Origin of the sequence: Pseudomonas sp. DSV-1 (genome assembly GCF_035830915.1) — a bacterium.
Taxonomy (GTDB): Bacteria; Pseudomonadota; Gammaproteobacteria; order Pseudomonadales; family Pseudomonadaceae; genus Aquipseudomonas.
In genome coordinates, this window is sequence record NZ_JAYMYG010000001.1 from 3,949,041 (window position 1) to 3,964,693 (window position 15,653).

Annotated in this window: 12 protein-coding genes and 1 pseudogene; 2 read left to right on the forward strand and 11 right to left on the reverse strand. The window is 55.9% G+C overall.

Translation table 11 applies throughout. From position 1 onward, the window contains the following. Window positions 1–27: 27 nt before the first annotated feature. The 11 genes and pseudogenes from lpxD to rpsB all read right to left on the reverse strand — a co-directional run bounded on the left by lpxD (window position 28) and on the right by rpsB (window position 11,539). A pseudogene (gene lpxD, locus VSQ83_RS18495) lies at window positions 28–1,082 on the reverse strand (UDP-3-O-(3-hydroxymyristoyl)glucosamine N-acyltransferase). A gap of 2 nt (window positions 1,083–1,084) precedes the next feature. Next, window positions 1,085–1,588, reverse strand: a complete 504-nt coding sequence (locus tag VSQ83_RS18500; RefSeq protein ID WP_003440444.1) for an OmpH family outer membrane protein — start codon at window positions 1,586–1,588, stop codon at window positions 1,085–1,087. Between the two features lie 44 nt (window positions 1,589–1,632). Beyond that, on the reverse strand, window positions 1,633–3,981 hold the full coding sequence (gene bamA, locus VSQ83_RS18505; RefSeq protein ID WP_326427309.1) for an outer membrane protein assembly factor BamA: 2,349 nt from the start codon (window positions 3,979–3,981) through the stop codon (window positions 1,633–1,635). 75 nt (window positions 3,982–4,056) lie between these two features. Further along, window positions 4,057–5,409: an RIP metalloprotease RseP gene (gene rseP / locus VSQ83_RS18510; protein WP_326427310.1), complete on the reverse strand. Its 1,353-nt coding sequence runs from the start codon at window positions 5,407–5,409 to the stop codon at window positions 4,057–4,059. A 43-nt stretch (window positions 5,410–5,452) separates the two neighbouring features. Then, on the reverse strand, window positions 5,453–6,640 hold the full coding sequence (gene ispC / locus VSQ83_RS18515; RefSeq protein WP_133077725.1) for a 1-deoxy-D-xylulose-5-phosphate reductoisomerase: 1,188 nt from the start codon (window positions 6,638–6,640) through the stop codon (window positions 5,453–5,455). Further along, window positions 6,637–7,443, reverse strand: a complete 807-nt coding sequence (locus VSQ83_RS18520; RefSeq protein WP_326427311.1) for a phosphatidate cytidylyltransferase — start codon at window positions 7,441–7,443, stop codon at window positions 6,637–6,639. The genes ispC and VSQ83_RS18520 overlap by 4 nt, the downstream gene beginning before the upstream one ends. Beyond that, a complete protein-coding gene (gene uppS / locus VSQ83_RS18525; protein WP_133077727.1) occupies window positions 7,443–8,198 on the reverse strand; it encodes a polyprenyl diphosphate synthase in 756 nt (251 codons plus the stop codon). Before uppS ends, VSQ83_RS18520 begins: the two co-directional genes overlap by 1 nt. Before the next feature lie 15 nt (window positions 8,199–8,213). Then, complete coding sequence (gene frr / locus VSQ83_RS18530; RefSeq protein ID WP_019822187.1) at window positions 8,214–8,771, reverse strand: ribosome recycling factor; 558 nt, start codon at window positions 8,769–8,771, stop codon at window positions 8,214–8,216. Next, entirely contained in the window at window positions 8,768–9,511 is a 744-nt protein-coding gene (gene pyrH / locus VSQ83_RS18535; RefSeq protein ID WP_003440426.1) for a UMP kinase, read from the reverse strand. Before pyrH ends, frr begins: the two co-directional genes overlap by 4 nt. Window positions 9,512–9,719: 208 nt before the next feature. Next, window positions 9,720–10,589: a translation elongation factor Ts gene (gene tsf / locus VSQ83_RS18540; protein WP_133077728.1), complete on the reverse strand. Its 870-nt coding sequence runs from the start codon at window positions 10,587–10,589 to the stop codon at window positions 9,720–9,722. Window positions 10,590–10,795: 206 nt separating this feature from the next. After that, window positions 10,796–11,539, reverse strand: coding sequence for a 30S ribosomal protein S2 (rpsB, locus tag VSQ83_RS18545; RefSeq protein ID WP_016781981.1), 744 nt, complete (start codon window positions 11,537–11,539; stop codon window positions 10,796–10,798). Between the two features lie 489 nt (window positions 11,540–12,028). On the opposite strand from rpsB, the gene map reads away from it, so the two are divergent. After that, window positions 12,029–12,883, forward strand: a complete 855-nt coding sequence (gene map, locus VSQ83_RS18550; RefSeq protein ID WP_326397448.1) for a type I methionyl aminopeptidase — start codon at window positions 12,029–12,031, stop codon at window positions 12,881–12,883. A gap of 55 nt (window positions 12,884–12,938) precedes the next feature. Continuing rightward, on the forward strand, window positions 12,939–15,641 hold the full coding sequence (locus VSQ83_RS18555; protein WP_326427312.1) for a [protein-PII] uridylyltransferase: 2,703 nt from the start codon (window positions 12,939–12,941) through the stop codon (window positions 15,639–15,641). The last annotated feature ends 12 nt before the right edge of the window (window positions 15,642–15,653 follow it).

The window sequence follows — 15,653 nt, forward strand, 5'->3', positions numbered from 1 at the left end:
CTCTGCATGCTTGATATGGAAATTGTATTAGCCTTTTGAAGAAGCATTACCGTCGGGGGTCACTTACCGACGCGCTTTTCCAGTTGTTTCAACCGCCGGGCTATATCGTCCAACTGACGAATACGTGCCGCACTTTTGCGCCACTCAGCGGCTGGCTGCATGGCGGTGCCGGAAGAGTAGGCGCCAGGCTCGGTAATCGAGTGGGTCACCATCGTCATGCCAGTCAAGAACACATTGTCACAAATTTCAATGTGCCCCACCAAACCGACCCCCCCCGCCAACATGCAGTGCTTGCCGATTTTAGTGCTACCGGAAATCCCTACACAGGCGGCCATAGCCGTATGGTCACCGATCTGAACGTTGTGCGCGATCTGGATCTGGTTGTCCAGCTTGACGCCATTACCGATCAGCGTGTCAGCCAAAGCACCGCGATCGATAGCGGTATTGACACCGATTTCGACATCATCACCGATGGTCACGCCACCGATTTGCGCAATTTTTTGCCAAACACCCTTCTCATTGGCAAAGCCAAAACCTTCGCCTCCCAGCACAGCACCTGATTGGATGACGACTCGCTTGCCGATGCGGACATCGTGATAGAGCGTCACTCGTGGAGCCAGCCAGCCGCCTTCGCCAATTTCGCAACGAACCCCGATGAAGCAATGAGGTCCGACCGTGACACCGGCAGCGATGCGAGCACCGCTTTCGATCACGGCAAAAGCACCAATGCTCGCCGCAGGGTCAACCACCGCGTCAGCAGCAATGACCGCCGTTGGATGAACGCCGGCAGCCGCCTTGGGCTTGGGATCGAACAGATGGGAGATGCGTGCATATGCCAGGTAAGGATCAGGTACAACCAGGGCATCACCGACATACTCTTCGGCGTCAGCAGCCTTGAGCAATACAGCTCCAGCCTGGCAATCGACGAGAAATTTCCGGTACTGGGGGTTGGCCAGAAAGCTCAACTGAGCTGGGCCAGCCTCTTGCAAAGTGGCTAGCCCAGTGATTTCTTTCTCCGCAGAGCCACGCAAGGTGGCGCCGAGGAACTCGGCCAATTGGCCGAGTTTTATAGTCGCAGTCATAATTACTTCAGCTGGTTCATGCGCTCGATAACTTGGCGAGTGATGTCGTACTGAGGCTTAACATCAATCACAGCACCACGCTCGAACACCAGGTCAAAGGCGCCTTTTTTGATGACTTCTTCAACAGCGCTGTCCAGTTTTGGCTTCAGCTGTTTCAGCATTTCGCGGTCAGCAACGGCTTTGGCTTCGTTCAGTTCCTTGGACTGGAACTGGAAGTCACGGGCCTTTTGCTTGAATTCAAGCTCCAGACGCTCACGCTCGCCCTGCTGCATTTTGTCGCCGCCCTTCACCAGGCGGTCCTGAATACCTTTGGCGCTGCTTTCCAGGCTTTTGAGCTTGGTCAGTTGCGGGCCAAATTTCTTCTCGGCATCTACGGCATAACGCTTGGCAGCGTCCGATTCAAGCAAAGCCATCTGATAGTTCAGTACGGCAATTTTCATATCGGCGAAAGCCGGGCCAGCTACCAAAACCGAAGCCAGGAGAACCAATTGAGTCAACTTACGCACGATGCACTCCTAAAAAATCCGTTGTCTGTATCTAAGGTCAGGCTTTAGAAAGTCTGGCCGAGGGAGAATTGGAACACTTGAGTGTCTGCGTCATCCGGTTTCTTGATCGGCATGGCCAAGCTAAAGCTCAACGGGCCAAGCGCAGTCACCCAGGTCACACCAACACCAACAGAACTGGCCATATTGCTGAAGCTGATATCGCAATCCTTGGTTTCGCCCTTGCAGTTGGTGTCAAACACGTTACCCACATCCCAGAACACGGAGGTACGCAGGGAACGCTGGTCTTTCACAAACGGCATAGGGAACAGAACCTCGACACCACCCTGGATCAGCACGTTACCACCAAATGGCAGCGGGTCCTGGTCCGGGTCAGCAATGGTGCCCGGGTTTTTACCGGTACTTGGCGTACTGCGAGGGCCAAGAGCGCTGTCCTTGAAGCCACGTACCGAGTTGAAACCACCAGCGTAGTAGTTCTCGTAGAACGGCAAGCCCGCAGTCGAACCGTAACCATCACCATAGCCCAACTCTGTGTGCAGACGCATGGTGTAGGTATCGGTCAACGGCTGGAACAACTGGGCGCGATAATCAAGTTTGTAGAACTGCAGGTCGCTGCCCGGGATTGTCGTCTCGAGCACCAGGCTTTGCGAGCTGCCGCGAGTTGGCAATACACCTTTGTTCAGGGTCGACTCAGACCAGCCAACCGACGCCTTGAAGTTGAGGTACTTGTCACCTTCACGGTTTACGAAGTCGAAAATCTCGTCAACGGTGTACTGACCCGTGCTGATTTCATCCTGCTGCACAGTCAAGCCGTAGGTCAGACGCGATGTGTCGCTGATCGGGTAGCCCATGGTGATACCAGCGCCCAGGCTGTCCACCGAGTAGTTTGCTACGTCAACGTCGAGATCTTTGTAGTCGGTGGTGCGGTAGAACGCGTTGTAACCCAGGCTCACGCCATCAGCAGTCCAGTACGGATCAACGTAGCTGAAGTTGTAGCGACTCTGGTATTCGCTGCGCGTCAAACCAAGGCTGACCTTGTTACCCGTACCCAGGAAGTTGTTCTGGGTGATCGAGCCGCCAAGGATCAAACCGGCGCTCTGGGCAAAACCGACGCTTGCAGTGATCGAACCCGACGCCTGTTCTTCAACTGCGTAGTTTACGTCCACCATATCGTCAGTACCCGGTACTGCCGGGGTTTCGACGTTCACTTCCTTGAAGAAGCCCAGGCGCTCGAGGCGGACCTTGGACTGATCAATCAGGTAAGTCGACGCCCAGCCACCTTCCATCTGACGCATTTCGCGACGCAGCACTTCGTCTTCCGACTTGGTGTTATCGCGGTAGTTGATGCGGTTTACGTAAGCACGCTTGCCCGGATCAACCACAAAGGTGATGGCAACGGTGTGATTTTCAGGGTTTGGCTGAGGTACGCCGTTAACGTTGGCGAAGGTGTAACCCTCGTTACCCAGGCGACGGGTAATCAGCTCGGAGGTGGTGGTCATCAGCTTGCGCGAGAACACCTGGCCCGGCTGAACAAGCAACAGCGACTTGATCTGGTCTTCCGGAACCTTGAGGTCACCGCTCAGTTTCACTTCGCCGACGTTGTATTTCTCGCCTTCATTCACGTTGACGGTGATGTAGACGCTTTTCTTGTCGGGAGTGATCGAAACCTGGGTCGAAGCGATATCCATATTGATATAGCCACGATCGAGGTAGTAAGAGCGCAGGCGCTCAAGGTCACCCGACAGTTTTTCACGTGCGTACTTGTCGTCGTTCTTGAAGAACGACAACCAGTTCGTGGTTTTGAGCTCGAACAGGTCAACCAGGTCAGATTCCGGGAAAACCGTGTTGCCCACCACGTTGATGTGCTGGATAGCGGCAACAGTGCCTTCGTTGATGTTGACCTTCAAGGCAACGCGGTTACGCGGCTCGGACACCACTTCGGTGTCGACAGTCGCCGAGTAGCGGCCCTGGGCAACATACTGACGTTGCAGTTCGTTACGCACACCTTCAAGGGTAGCGCGCTGGAAAATTTCACCTTCGGCCAGCCCCGACTGTTTAAGACCTTTCATCAGGTCATCAGTGGAGATCGCCTTGTTCCCGTCAATGGTGATGCTGGAGACAGAAGGACGCTCGACAACCGTGATAACAAGCACGTTGCCATCACGACCCAGTTGGATATCCTGAAAGAACCCGGTTTTGAACAACGCACGAGTGGATTCCACCAAACGGCGGTCATCCGCTACCTCACCCACGTTCAGGGGCAACGCACCAAACACGCTACCGGCGGAAACCCGCTGGAGCCCGTTGACACGGATATCAGAGATAGTGAAGGACTCGGCGTGAACTTCGGCGATCATCAGTACGGCGAGAACCGCAGTTAGCAGCAGACGTTTCATGAAGTCCTTTCTTATTCCAACTGGCAATAAACAAACTGCCGCAAAATGCGGCAGATTCGCAATTCAGCGAAGCGTTTACAGACGGCCCAAATCGTTGATCAAGGCAAGCAACATCACCCCGACCACCAAACTGATACCGATCTGCATTCCCCAACCCTGTACCCGATCCGACAAGGGACGACCACGCGCCCACTCGATCAGATAAAACAACAAATGCCCCCCATCCAGTACTGGTATGGGCAACAAGTTCAGAACCCCCAGGCTTATGCTCAGATAAGCCAGAAAATTCAGGAAATCCGCAACACCCGACTGGGCAGAAGCGCCCGCCACTTTAGCAATGGTTATCGGTCCACTCAAGTTTTTTACCGAGAGCTCACCGAACAACATTTTCTTGAGTGAGTCGAGCGTCAATATGCTCATGGTCCAGGTACGTTTTGCCCCTTCCCCGATTGCAGCAAGCGGGCCGTAACTGACCTCCCGGATCATCGCTGGTGGCCAGTCGACACCTTTAACCCCGGCTCCCAGGTAACCCGTAGCGTCCTTGCCTTCGCCCCGAGCAGCCAGCGTGACAGGAATATCAACAGGGACGCCATCGCGCTCGACGTGCAGCACAACACGACTGCTTGGACGCACACGCACCCAGTCCACGACTTGCTGCCAATCCTTGATAGCCTGATCGTTCATCGCCAGCAGTTTGTCGCCAGCTTTAAGCCCGGCAGCCTGGGCAGGACCTTTCGGATCCAGCTCCGCCAGAACCGCAGGCAACTCGGGGCGCCACGGATGAATCCCCAGAGAGGTGATCGGGTTCGGTTCATCAGCGCCCTTGAGCCAATCTTTTAATACAAGCTGATGCGAGGCCTGGGCGGTGGAGCCCGGCTCACTCACAACAACCTGCAGAGAACCGCTCTCACCCAGACGGCGAACCAGTTGCAGATTAACGTTGGACCAGCCCGTCGTCGGCTCGCCATCAATGGAAATGATTTCCTGACCCGCTGCCAAACCGGCCTGGGCCGCCAGACTGCCGCTCTCTACCGAACCAATGACAGGGCGCACTTGCTGGCTGCCCATCATTGCCAGCACCCAGAAAAAGGCCATCGCCAACATGAAGTTGGCAATTGGCCCCGCCGCGACGATGGCAATGCGCTGACCCACGGTCTTGCGATTGAAAGACTGGTCGAGCTGGTCGGCCGGTACTTCGCCCTCACGCTCGTCGAGCATTTTTACGTAGCCGCCCAACGGTATGGCTGCGACAACAAACTCGGTGCCCTGGCGATCATGCCAGCGCAGCAAAGGCGTACCGAAGCCCACGGAGAAACGCAGAACCTTGACGCCGCAACGACGCGCCACCCAAAAGTGACCGAATTCATGAAAAGTGACCAGCACCCCCAATGCCACCAGGGTGCCAACAATCATATAGAGCGCGCTCATCTACTTTCTCCGCGATTCTGTCCGGGTCCGGCAATCACCACTTTTAGCCGTTACGACTCAACCACTGTTCAGCCAGCATCCGGGCTTTGCCGTCAGCGGCAAATACCGCTTCCAATTCATCTACGGCAACCACAGGCTCGCTATTCAATACATCTTCGATGATACGGGCGATCTGTGGGTAACGGATGCGCCCGTCCAAAAAGGCAGCCACTGCCACCTCGTTTGCCGCATTGAGCATCGCCGGGGCGCTATTGCCTGCCAGCGCAGCCTCTCGAGCCAAACGCAAACAAGGGAAACGTTGCTCGTCAGGACGCTCGAAGTCCAGCCGCGCGACCGCAAAAAGATCCAGTGGTGCAACACCCGAATCAATACGCTCAGGCCAGGCCAGGGCATTGGAAATCGGTGTTCGCATATCCGGATTACCCAACTGCGCCAGTACCGAGCCATCCACGTAATCAACCAATGAATGAATCACGCTCTGCGGATGAATCACCACTTCAACTTGATCCGGCCGGGCATCGAACAACCAGCACGCCTCGATCAGCTCCAGCCCCTTGTTCATCATGCTCGCAGAATCTACGGAAATCTTGCGCCCCATCGACCAATTGGGATGAGCGCAGGCTTGATCCGGCGTGACGTGCTCAAGCTCTGCCAGCGGTGTTTCACGGAAAGGGCCACCAGACGCCGTCAGCAAAATGCGACGAACGCCCACATTACCCAGTCCCCGCGCAAAGTCTTGCGGCAAGCACTGGAAGATCGCGTTGTGTTCACTGTCGATAGGCAGCAAAACCGAACCGCTGCGACGCACAGCCTGCATGAACAGGTCGCCCGTCATCACCAGCGCTTCTTTGTTGGCCAACAGGATCTTCTTGCCGGCATTGACCGCTGCCAGCGTCGGGCGCAGACCTGCAGCACCGACGATTGCCGCCATCACCGAGTCGACTTCAGGGGCAGACGACACCTGGCACAAGCCCTCCTCACCCACCAACACCTCGGTGTTGAGCCCGGCAGCGCGCAGATCTGCCTGCAACTGGACGGCAGCACCTTCATGGGGCACCACAGCAACCTGAGGCCTGTGCTTGATGCACAAGGCCAGTAACTCGGCGAGACGACTGTAGCCACTCAGGGCAAATACCTGATAACGATCAGGGTGACGCGCAATAACATCCAGGGTACTCAGGCCAATGGAACCCGTAGCCCCCAGAACAGTAATCTGTTGTGGACGACTCATGAGGCAGCCATCCACAGCAATACAGCAAATACAGGGATCGCCGCCGTCAGGCTGTCGATGCGATCCAGAATACCACCATGGCCCGGCAGCAGGTTACTGCTGTCTTTAACACCGGCCTGGCGCTTGAACATGCTCTCTGTGAGGTCACCCACCACCGAAATCAGTACGATCAAGGCAGCACCTACCAGCGCAGCAAACATCTGTGAGGCGCTCCAGTCACGCACAATACCTACTGCAGCGGTGATCAGCAGGCTCAGTAACAGACCGCCAAAAACACCTTCCCAGCTTTTACCCGGGCTGACTTTAGGGGCGAGCTTGCGCTTGCCAAATTTGCGACCTGAAAAATAAGCGCCGATATCTGCGCCCCACACCAGAACCATCACTGCCATGATCAGCCAATTGCCCAACGGCATCGCCTTGATCAAAACCAGACCTTGCCAGGCTGGCAACAGGATCAACAGGCCAATCACCAGCTTGGTTGCAATACTCGACCAATGCACAGCGGATTGCGGAAAGGTCAGCACCAGAAAGGTTGCCAGCGCCCACCACAACACCGCCGCACCCAGCACCCACGGCGCCAGATCAGGAAAAATGTGCAAACCAAAGAGCAGCAAGGCCACTACCGCTGCAAATAAAACCCGTGCAGATTGAGCCTCAAAACCTGCAAGACGGGCCCACTCCCAGGCCCCCAAGGTAACGACCAGGCCTATAAACAGCGCAAAGCCGCTACCCTCAAGCAGGAAAAAGCCGCACAAGGCAATTGGCAGCAAGATAAGTGCAGTGATGATTCGTTGTTTAAGCATTAAATCCGGGCTCCAGCCTCAACCTGCTCGCTCGTTTTACCGAAGCGGCGCTGGCGAGAAGCGAAATCAGCCAATGCATGACGCATGGCCTCGTGTTTGAAGTCCGGCCAGAACAGGTCGGAGAAGTACAACTCGGAATAGGCGAGCTGCCACAGCAAGAAATTGCTGATGCGATGCTCGCCACCGGTGCGAATACACAGGTCAGGCAAAGGCAGATCGCCCGTTACCAGACAGGTTTGCAGCAACTCCGGCGAAATGTCCTCAGGCTGCAAGTGGCCTGCCTGGACTTGACGCGCCAGTTGCTGCGCAGCCTGGGCAATGTCCCACTGACCACCGTAGTTAGCGGCAATCTGCAAGACAAAGCGACCTTCGCCCACCGTCATTTCTTCCGCTTCACGCATCGCCTTTTGCAAGTCGGGATGAAAGCGTGAGCGGTCGCCGATGATCCGCAGACTAATCTCGTTTTCGTTGAGGCGCTTGGCCTCACGACGCAGTGCCCTGAAGAATAAATCCATCAAGGCACTGACTTCAGCCGCAGGACGCCGCCAGTTTTCACTGGAGAACGCGAACAGGGTGAGTACCTCGACCTTGGCCTCGACACACACCTCAATGACCGCACGAACTGCATCCACACCTGCTTTATGCCCGGCAACACCCGGCATAAAGCGTTTTTTCGCCCAGCGATTATTACCGTCCATGATGATCGCGACATGTCGCGGAACAGATGACGGATCAGCCTGCTTCGTCTTTTCCATAAAACGCCCTGACCCTTATACGGCCATCAGGTCCGCTTCTTTCTGCTTGGTGGCCACTTCAATATCAGCCACGGCCTTGTCGGTCAGCTTCTGAATGTCATCAGCAGCACGACGCTCTTCGTCTTCGCTGATTTCCTTTTCCTTGACCAGGTCTTTCAACTGGCTCAACGCGTCACGACGGATATTGCGCACGGCAATACGCGCATCTTCAGCTGCGTCACGAGCCTGCTTGGCGAAAACCTTACGGGTTTCTTCAGTCAGAGCTGGCATGGAGATCAGCAACAATTCGCCCAGGTTGGTCGGATTGAGGTTCAGGCCCGCGCTCTGGATTGCCTTGTCTACTGCGCCAAGCATGTTGCGCTCGAATGCAACAACTTGCAGGGTGCGCGAATCTTTAACCGTGATGTTGGCTACCTGGCTGATCGGAGTATCCGAGCCGTAGTAAGGCACCATCACGCTGCCCAGGATGCTTGGGTGGGCCTTGCCGGTACGAATCTGGCCAAATGAATGGGCCAGGGATTCCAGCGATTTCTGCATGCGCGTTTGAGCGTCTTTCTTGATTTCGTTGATCATTGTTGACCTTCCTCGATCAGAGTGCCTTCAGCACCGCCATGGACAATATTAAGCAGGGCGCCAGGCTTGTTCATATTAAATACACGCAATGGCATTTTGTGGTCGCGGCACAGACAGATAGCCGTCAGGTCCATCACACCCAGTTTGCGATCCAGAACTTCATCGTAAGTCAGATGATCGAACTTCTCGGCATGGGGATCTTTGAATGGATCTGCGGTATACACGCCGTCAACCTTGGTTGCCTTGAGCACCACATCAGCGTCGATTTCAATGGCGCGCAAGCAGGCCGCCGAATCCGTCGTAAAGAATGGATTACCGGTACCCGCAGCGAAAATCACCACATCCTTGGCATTGAGATGGCGCATGGCCTTACGACGATCGTAATGATCGGTCACGCCAACCATGGAAATAGCCGACATAACGATGGCAGAGATATTCGCACGTTCCAGCGCATCGCGCATGGCCAGGGCGTTCATCACGGTAGCCAGCATGCCCATATGGTCGCCCGTTACACGGTCCATACCGGCGGCGCTCAATGCAGCACCACGGAACAGGTTGCCACCACCAATTACCAATCCTACCTGAACGCCGATGCCGACCAACTGGCCCACTTCCAGCGCCATGCGGTCGAGTACTTTGGGGTCGATCCCGAACTCTTCAGAGCCCATCAGGGCTTCGCCGCTTAGCTTGAGTAGAATGCGTTTATAGCGAGCTTGATAACCACTGCCCTGCTGAGCCATTGCGAATCTCTCCTGCCGCGTTTTATTAAAAATCTGTGCGAGGCCATTTTGCTGCCTGCGCATACTCTAGCTGTGGTACTGCACAGCAGCACCATCGGAACACGATTTTGCAAACCGGTTCCGTCGAGAAGGGAAAAACCCCTCCCATTTGAAAAGAGGCTGCGCGCGTGAGCGGGCAGCCTCTTCGGGTCGACAGTTGTAAACCGTCTTATTGCTTGCTTGCAGCCACTTGTGCAGCAACTTCTGCAGCGAAGTCATCAACTGGCTTCTCGATGCCATCACCTACTTTGAAGTAAGTGAAGGAAACGATTTCAGCGCCGGCTTTCTTGGCCAGGTCGCCGACTTTGATTTCCGGGTTCTTAACGAAAGCTTGCTCAACCAGGCTGGCTTCGGCCAGGAACTTGCTGATGCGACCGGCAACCATTTTTTCAACGATTTCTGCTGGCTTGCCTTTGATCTTGTCTTCATTGAGGCTCATGAACACGGTTTTTTCGCGTTCGATAGCATCAGCGGAAACTTGCGATGGCAGCAGGAACTCAGGGTTGCTTGCAGCTACGTGCATGGCGATGTCACGAGCCAGCTCAGCGTTGCCGCCTTTCAGAGCCACTACAACACCGATCTTGTTGCCGTGCAGGTAAGCGTCAACAACGTCACCTTCGATGCGCGCCAGGCGACGAATGTTAACGTTCTCGCCTACTTTACCAACCAGAATCAGACGAGCTTCTTCTTGAGCGGCGATCAGCGGAGCTGCGTCAGTCAGTTTGTCAGCAAACGCTTTTTCAACGCTGGCAGCGACGAAGTTTTTGAAGTCTTCTTGCAGAGCCAGGAAGTCGGTTTGCGAGTTGACTTCAAGAATGACGGCCGACTTGTTGTCGTCCGCAACTTTAACTGCGATAGCGCCTTCAGCAGCAACGTTGCCTGCTTTTTTGGCTGCCTTGATGGCGCCCGAAGCACGCATGTCATCAATGGCTTTTTCGATGTCGCCGCCAGCCTTGGTCAAGGCTTTCTTGCAATCCATCATGCCTTCGCCAGTACGCTCACGCAGTTCTTTAACCAACGCTGCAGTAATCTCTGCCATTTCAAAATTCCTCTTGGATAGGTTTTCAACCATTCCACCCGACCGAACGGGCGTTCAATTCGTTTGAAGCGCACCCCGAATCAACTGTGCAGGTCGCCATCTGATACAGATACGACAAACATGGTTACAACAAATGGATTTCGAGGTGGCAAAAAGGGGGCCAAGCCCCCTTTTTGCGTACTGAGTAAACGCTAGGCGTTAATTACTCAGCCTTCAACTACCGCTGCAGCTGGAGCTTCTTCGACGAAAACGTCGGTGCCGCCAGCAACGTGGTTACGGCCTTTGATCACAGCATCAGCCATCGCACCCATGTACAGCTGGATAGCGCGGATTGCGTCATCGTTACCCGGGATGATGTAGTCAACACCTTCTGGGCTGCTGTTGGTATCGACAACGCCGATTACCGGGATACCCAACTTGTTAGCTTCGGTGATCGCGATACGCTCGTGGTCAACGTCGATAACGAACAGAGCGTCTGGCAGACCGCCCATGTCCTTGATACCACCCAGGCTACGATCCAGCTTCTGCAGATCGCGAGTGCGCATCAGCGCCTCTTTCTTGGTCAGCTTGGCGAAAGTACCGTCTTCTGCCTGGATTTCAAGGTCACGCAGACGCTTGATCGAAGCACGAATGGTTTTGAAGTTGGTGAGCATGCCGCCCAACCAGCGGTGATCCACGTACGGCGAACCGCAACGTGCTGCTTCTTCAGCAACGATCTTGCCAGCGGAACGCTTGGTGCCGACGAACAGAATCTTGTTTTTGCCCTGGGCCAGACGCTCTACGAAAGTCAGAGCTTCGTTGAACATTGGCAGGGTTTTTTCAAGGTTGATGATGTGGATCTTGTTACGCGCGCCAAAGATGTATTTACCCATCTTCGGGTTCCAGTAACGGGTTTGGTGACCGAAGTGCACACCGGCCTTCAGCATATCGCGCATGTTGACTTGGGACATGATAGTTCCTTAATAAGTCGGGTTAGGCCTCCACGTATCCCAACGACCAACCAGCAGCTTCAAAGCTGAAGGCACCCAGGTCATCGTGTCGACACGTGTGTGGGTTTGTGCTCTGCGGGCTATACCCGCAAAGCGGCGCATTTTATACCACAAGATGGTCAATAAACGAAGCACGGATTCTGATTTTATTGCCAAGCCGTTGCATGGCAAGGGTTTACGTCAGATTTTGCGCTTGCCGCTGACCTGACAATGTTACTGCCGCCACTGAAATATTCCAAACACCACTGAGTACATATCCATTCGATGCATCACGGCTTTCTACAGGTGCGCCCTTACGAAAAGATCAAAAACCAGATCAAAATCTGACTCATTGGACCTGCACCTTTTTTACCCAGGCCCTGAAATAGAACCAGACTGTCCATTCTATTAATAGAAGCGATGGCAACAGGCCCATGATTAACGCCGACCGTCTGTTAGAATCGCGTTTTTATGACGGTGTGCAGCGACAAACAGCACACCCGCAATCCTGATGATGAGCGCCAACGCGCGAAGAGAGCCCGAATGACCGTCACCCTCAAAACCCCCGAGGACATCGCAAAAATGCGTGTCGCCGGCAAACTGGCCGCCGAAGTCCTGGAAATGATCGCCGAGCACGTCAAGCCCGGCGTGACCACCGAAGAGCTGGACCGCATCTGCCACGACTATATTGTCAACGTGCAGCACGCCATCCCTGCTCCGCTCAACTATAAAGGCTTCCCGAAGTCTATCTGCACCTCGATCAACCACGTGGTGTGCCACGGCATCCCTGGCGACAAGGTCCTGAAAGACGGCGACACCCTGAACATCGATGTCACCGTGATCAAGGACGGCTACCACGGCGACACCAGCCGCATGTTCCACGTCGGCAAGGTACCGGTCTGGGCCGAGCGCCTGTCGCAGGTGACTCAGGAATGCATGTACAAGGCCATCGAGATCGTCAAACCGGGCTGCCGCCTGGGCGATATCGGCGAAGTGATCCAGAAGCACGCTGAAAAGAACGGTTTCTCGGTGGTTCGCGAGTTCTGCGGCCACGGTATCGGCAAGGTCTTCCACGAAGAACCGCAAATCCTGCACTACGGTCGCGCTGGCACCGGTATGGAGCTCAAGGCAGGCATGACCTTCACCATCGAGCCGATGATCAACCAGGGCAAGGCCGACACCAAGGTGCTGGGCGATGGCTGGACCGCCATCACCAAGGACCGCAAGCTGTCCGCACAGTGGGAGCACACCCTGCTGGTGACCGAGACCGGCTACGAGATCTTCACCCTGCGCAGCGATGACACCATCCCGCGCGTTTCGGCCTGATACTTGCCTGTTGCCACCGTTTAAACAGAAAAAACCACGATAGGAATGCCAATCGATGCCGCAGGTGGATCCAGAACTTTTTGACCGCGGCCAGTTCCAGGCCGAGCTGGCATTAAAGGCAAGCCCCATTGCCGCTTTCAAAAAGGCGATCCGCCAGGCACGCGAGGTGCTCGACGAACGCTTCAAAAAAGGGCGCGATATTCGCCGCCTGATCGAAGATCGTGCATGGTTCGTCGACAACATCCTGCAACAGGCGTGGGATCAGTTCACCTGGAGCGACCAGGCGGACATCGCTCTGGTCGCAGTCGGCGGTTATGGCCGCGGCGAACTGCACCCCTACTCCGACATCGACCTGCTGATCCTGCTGGACAACGCCGACCACGAAATTTTCCGCGATTCCATTGAGCGTTTTCTGACGCTTCTCTGGGACATTGGCCTGGAAGTCGGCCAGAGCGTGCGGTCGGTGGCCGAGTGCGCAGAGCAAGCCCGTGCCGACCTGACCATCATCACCAACCTGATGGAAAGCCGCACCGTTGCTGGTCCCGAGCATCTGCGCCAGCGCATGCTGGACGTCACCAGCACCGAGCACATGTGGCCCAGCAAAGACTTTTTCCTGGCCAAGCGCGCCGAGCAGAAGGCTCGCCACCACAAGTACAACGACACCGAATACAACCTGGAACCCAACGTCAAAGGCTCCCCTGGCGGCCTGCGCGATATCCAGACCCTGTTGTGGGTAGCCCGCCGCCAGTACGGGACCCTGAACCTGCGCGCCCTGGCCGGCGAAGGCTTTCTGGTCGAAAGCGAGCACGCCCTGCTCGCCTCATCCCAGGAGTTTTTGTGGAAGGTGCGCTACGCCCTGCACATGCTCGCAGGCCGCTCCGAAGACCGCCTGCTGTTCGATCATCAGCGCAGCATCGGCGAGTTGCTGGGCTTTGCCGGCGAAGATGCCAAGCAAACCATCGAAAACTTCATGCAGCAGTACTACCGGGTGGTCATGAGCATTGCCCAGCTCAGCGACCTGATCATCCAGCACTTCGAAGAGATCATCCTCGCTCCCGAAGACGAAGCGCCGCCAACGCCCTTGAACTCACGCTTCCAGTTGCACGATGGCTATATCGAAGCCACCAGCGACTACGTGTTCAAGCGCACGCCCTTCGCCATGCTCGAAATTTTCCTGCTGATGGCCCAACACCCTGAAATCAAGGGCGTACGGGCCGATACAATCCGCCTGCTGCGCGAACATCGCTACCTGATCAACGACGATTTCCGTAAAGACATTCGCAATACCAGCCTGTTTATCGAGCTGTTCAAGTGCAAGATCGGTATCCACCGCAACCTGCGCCGCATGAACCGCTACGGCATTCTCGGACGCTACCTGCCCGAATTCGGCTTTATCGTCGGGCAGATGCAGCACGACCTGTTCCACATCTATACGGTCGACGCCCATACCCTGAACCTGATCAAGCACCTGCGTAAGCTGCAATACACCCAGGTATCAGAGAAATTCCCGCTGGCCAGCAAGCTGATGGCCAAGCTGCCAAAACCCGAACTGATCTATCTGGCCGGGCTGTACCACGACATCGGCAAAGGCCGACACGGCGACCATTCCGAAATTGGCGCAGTGGATGCCGAGGTGTTCTGCATTCGCCACCAGTTGCCGCTGTGGGACACGCGCCTGATCGTCTGGCTGGTGCAAAACCATCTGGTGATGTCCACCACCGCTCAACGCAAAGACCTGTCAGATCCGCAGGTCATCCATGACTTTGCCCAGATCGTGGTCGACGAAACTCATCTCGACTACCTCTATGTACTGACCGTCGCCGACATCAACGCCACCAACCCGACGCTATGGAACTCCTGGCGCGCCAGCCTGTTGCGCCAGCTCTACACCGAAACCAAGCGCGCCTTGCGTCGCGGCCTGGAAAACCCGGTAGACCGCGAAGAACAGATTCGCCAGACCCAAAGTGCTGCGCTGGACACCCTGGTACGCAATGGCAACGATCAGGATGATGTAGAGCAGCTCTGGTCACAGCTGGGTGATGACTACTTCTTGCGCCACACCTCGGCCGACGTAGCCCTGCACACCGAAGCCATCCTGCAACAGCCCGCCGATGGCGGGCCGCTGGTGCTGATCAAGGAAACCACCCAGCGCGAGTTCGAGGGCGGCACGCAGATCTTCATCTATGCACCCGATCAGCACGACTTCTTCGCCGTGACCGTGGCGGCCATGGACCAGCTCAACCTGAACATCCATGACGCACGCATCATCACGTCCAGCAGCCAGTTCACCCTCGACACCTATATCGTGCTCGACAACGACGGCGGCTCCATCGGCAACGATCCGGCGCGCATTGAAAAAATCCGCAAGGGCCTGACCGAAGCCCTGCGCAACCCGGACGACTACCCGACCATTATCCAGCGCCGGGTACCGCGCCAACTGAAACACTTTGCCTTCGCGCCCCAAGTGACAATCCACAACGACGCCCAGCGCCCGGTCACCGTACTGGAACTCAGCGCCCCAGACCGTCCGGGCCTGCTGGCCCGGATCGGGATGATCTTTCTGGAGTTCGACCTGTCGTTGCAAAACGCCAAGATCGCCACCCTGGGCGAGCGCGTCGAAGACGTATTTTTCATTACCGATGCACACAACCAACCGTTGTCCGACCCACAGCTGTGCATGCGCCTGCAGGAAGCGATCGTCGAACAACTGACGGTCAACCAGGATTCAACCCCAGAACCGTGGCGCCTTAGCATTTAACCGCCGCCGAGT

What these genes read in the sequence shown, in the direction of transcription:
- bamA (WP_326427309.1), bottom strand. Translation starts at nt 3,981, where the DNA reads ATGAAACGTCTGCTGCTAACTGCGGTTCTCGCCGTACTGATGATCGCC.
- rseP (WP_326427310.1), bottom strand. Translation starts at nt 5,409, where the DNA reads ATGAGCGCGCTCTATATGATTGTTGGCACCCTGGTGGCATTGGGGGTG.
- ispC (WP_133077725.1), bottom strand. Translation starts at nt 6,640, where the DNA reads ATGAGTCGTCCACAACAGATTACTGTTCTGGGGGCTACGGGTTCCATT.
- VSQ83_RS18520 (WP_326427311.1), bottom strand. Translation starts at nt 7,443, where the DNA reads ATGCTTAAACAACGAATCATCACTGCACTTATCTTGCTGCCAATTGCC.
- uppS (WP_133077727.1), bottom strand. Translation starts at nt 8,198, where the DNA reads ATGGAAAAGACGAAGCAGGCTGATCCGTCATCTGTTCCGCGACATGTC.
- frr (WP_019822187.1), bottom strand. Translation starts at nt 8,771, where the DNA reads ATGATCAACGAAATCAAGAAAGACGCTCAAACGCGCATGCAGAAATCG.
- pyrH (WP_003440426.1), bottom strand. Translation starts at nt 9,511, where the DNA reads ATGGCTCAGCAGGGCAGTGGTTATCAAGCTCGCTATAAACGCATTCTA.
- tsf (WP_133077728.1), bottom strand. Translation starts at nt 10,589, where the DNA reads ATGGCAGAGATTACTGCAGCGTTGGTTAAAGAACTGCGTGAGCGTACT.
- rpsB (WP_016781981.1), bottom strand. Translation starts at nt 11,539, where the DNA reads ATGTCCCAAGTCAACATGCGCGATATGCTGAAGGCCGGTGTGCACTTC.
- map (WP_326397448.1), top strand. Translation starts at nt 12,029, where the DNA reads ATGACGGTGTGCAGCGACAAACAGCACACCCGCAATCCTGATGATGAG.
- VSQ83_RS18555 (WP_326427312.1), top strand. Translation starts at nt 12,939, where the DNA reads ATGCCGCAGGTGGATCCAGAACTTTTTGACCGCGGCCAGTTCCAGGCC.